The sequence below is a fragment of the Bartonella sp. AD13SXNS genome, assembly GCF_042196465.1.
GTDB lineage: Bacteria > Pseudomonadota > Alphaproteobacteria > Rhizobiales > Rhizobiaceae > Bartonella.
In genome coordinates, this window is record NZ_JBHIQI010000040.1 from 1 (window position 1) to 3,500 (window position 3,500).

The 3,500-nt window shown below is 39.7% G+C and carries 1 pseudogene; it reads left to right on the forward strand.

Annotated features, from left to right (window positions below):
- Positions 1–3,500, forward strand: a pseudogene (locus ACFIMQ_RS09045) (hypothetical protein); the annotation flags it as partial.

Consider the following 3,500-nt stretch of genomic DNA (forward strand, 5'->3'; position numbering starts at 1 on the left):
AAGCAAGAAGAAAAAGGCAGAGCTGTAAGGACACAAGAAAACAGTAGAATTACGTTCCTTGCAAATGGTGAGATTACCGCCAACTCAACGGATGCTGTCGCTGGTAATCAACTTTATTCAATGAATCAGACATTTGCGACGTATTTTGGTGGAGGTGCAGGTTATAATGAAAAGGGAGAATGGGTTGCACCTACCTTCAAGCTTAAAACCGTGAAAGATGATGGCAGCACTGGTGAGGAAAGTTATAAAAGTGTAGCGGAAGCATTTGCTGGAGTTGCGAGTTCTATCACGAATGTTCATAATGATGTAACTAATGTTGTCAGTGATAGCCTTATCAAGCAGGATGATGATACGAAGGTTATCACTATTGGTAAAGAAGTAGCAGGTACAGAAATAAGTCTTCTGGACGAAAAGGGCAAAGAACGGACGCTTTCAGGTGTTAAAGCGGCAGAGAATGACAATGAAGCAGTCAATAAAGCGCAGCTTGATGCAAGTCTGAAGGATCTTTCTACCAGCCTTCAGTCTGATGATTCAGCTGTTGTTCACTACGATAAGCTGGCAGATGGTAAAACTGATTATAGCAGTGTGACTTTAGGTAAAGGTAAGGATGCAGGACCAGTTGCACTTCATAATGTAGCGGATGGTACCATTGCTGAAAATTCACATGATGCGATTAATGGTAGTCAGATCAACACGATTTCTCAAGATGTTGCTAAGTTTTTAGGTGGTGATGCGGCGTTTAAAGATGGTAGCTTTACCAACCCTACTTATAAATTATCTCATGTTTCTGAGGAAGGAAAAGTAACAGACGGTTCTTATAACGATGTCGGTAGTGCTTTTACTGGACTTGATAAAAATATCAAGAATGTGAATCAGCGTATTAAAGAAGTTTCTGAAGGTGTAGCACAGGATTCTTTAAACTGGAGCGAGGCAGATAGTGCCTTTGTTGCAAAACATGGAGAGAAAAAAACGAATAGCAAAATTACCTCTCTTCAGAATGGTGACATTACAGCTACTTCAAGCGATGCGATAGCTGGTAATCAGCTTCATAGTCTTGGTAGCAGTGTTGCTGCGTATTTCGGTGGTAACGCTAGTTATGAGAATGGCACATGGAAAGCTCCCAATTTTGTTATCAAGAAAGTTGATGCAGAAGGCAAGGAAAGTGAGAAAAGCTATAATAGTGTAGCGGAAGCTCTTTCTGATATTAGTACTTCTGTTACGAATGTTCATAATGATGTGACGAATGTTGTCAGTGATAGTCTTGTTAAACAAGATAAAGAGGGCGCTCCTATTACCATTGGTAAGGAAACAGGTGGTACTATAATTAATCTTCAAAACAAGAGTAATGAGAACCGAACCATTTCCGGTGTAATAGGTGGAACAATCTCTAAAGATTCAATTGAGGCGATAAATGGTTCTCAGCTTTTTGAGACAAATGATAAGGTTGCGACCTATTTCGGCGGTGGCGCTAAATATGAAAATGGTACTTGGAGCGCTCCAACTTTTAAAGTGAAGTCAGTTAACTCTGATGGTCAGGAAAAAGATGAGACTTATCAGAATGTAGCAGATGCTTTGACTGATGTTGGTAGTTCTATCACGAATGTTAAAAATGATATCACAAAGAAAATTAACAATGAAATTGCCAATGTGAAAGGTGATAGCCTTATTAAGAAAGAGGAAACAACAAATCTTATCACTATTGGTAAGGAAGTAGAAGGCGTTGAAATCAATATTGCCAATAAGGACAAAGGGGATCGGACTCTTTCTGGTTTGAAGGCAGCAACGAAGAATAATGAAGCCGTTAACAAAGGTCAGCTTGATGAAAGTCTGAAAGAACTTTCTAATAATCTTCAGTCAGATGATTCAGCTGTTATTCATTACGATAAAAAGGAAAAGGGTGAAATTGATTATACGAATATAACTTTAGGAAAAGGTAAGGGTTCTACCTCTGTTGGTCTTCATAATGTTGCTGATGGTGTGATTTCTGAGAGTTCACATGATGCAGTCACGGGTGGTCAGATCAATACAATTGGTAAGGATATTGCTAAGTTCTTAGGTGGAGAATCCTCCTTTAAAAATGGCGTTCTTACACAGCCAACCTATAAATTATCCGAGGTTTCTGAAGAAGGTAAGGTAAAAGATAAATCGTATACGGGTGTTGGCACGGCTTTTTCAGGTCTTAATGAAAATATCAAGCATGTAAATCAGCGCATTAAAGAAGTATCAGAAGGCGTTGCACAGGATTCTTTAAATTGGAGTAGTGCTGAGGGTGCATTTTTAGCACAGCATGGGGAGAAAGAGGGAACAAAAACGAATAGCAAGATTAAGTTTCTTGCAAATGGAGAGGTTACTGAAAGCTCAAGCGATGCTATAGCTGGTAATCAGCTCCATGCGTTAGGTGATAGTGTTGCGAAAACTTTAGGCGGTAACGCTAGCTATGAAAACGGCAAATGGACAAATCCTACATTCAAGTTTAAGAGCGTTAATGAGGATGGTACTAAAGTTGAAGATAAAGATTATAGTACTGTAGCGGAAGCTTTTGCTGGTGTAGGGACCTCTTTTGAGAATCTTCAAAAAGAGATTACTCAAAGCAACACAGAGGTTACTGAAAATATTAAGCAGAATGCATTGTTGTGGAGTGATGAAGATAGTGCGTTTGTAGCGACGCATGGGGATGCGAAAGGCAGCAGTAAAATTAAGTTTCTTGCTGCTGGTAATATTGCAGAAGATTCAACAGAAGCAGTAAATGGTTCCCAGCTTTTTGCGACCAATAAGAGTGTTGCAACTTATTTAGGTGGTAGCGCTAGCTATGAAAATGGCACATGGACAGCCCCTACATTCACGGTTAAGAGCGTTAATGAGGATGGCGCAACAGAGGATAAAGACTATCACGATGTTGCATCTGCCTTTGTTGGTGTAGGTACCTCTTTCACCAATGTGAATAATTCTATAACGAATATTCATAATGAGCTTAAGAATGAGATTAATAAAGTTGTAGGAGATAGTCTTGTTAAGCAGGATTCTGAAACGAAAGTAATCAAGATTGGGGCTGAAACAGAAGGTAGTACAATCACAATTTCAAACAGTAATGGTGATACACGTAGTATTTTTGGCGTGAAAGCGGCAACCCTCTCTGAAGGCTCGACAGAAGCAGTAAATGGTTCCCAGCTTTATTCTTTGAATAAGACACTAGCGACATATTTTGGTGGAGGTGCGAGCTATGAAAATGGCGCATGGACGGCGCCTACTTTCAAAGTTACGACCTTTAATGAATCTGGAAATGCTGAAGAGCATAGCTATGCCAATATTGCAGATGCGTTTGCAGGTGTAAGTAGTTCATTCACGAAGCTTCACAATGATATTACAGATAATATTGAGCAAAATGCATTGTTGTGGAGTGATGAAGATAGTGCGTTTGTAGCGCTTCATGGGCAAGGTGACACAAGAAGCAAGAGCAAACTGAAGTTACTTTTAGATGGAGATATTTCTGAAGGGTCTAG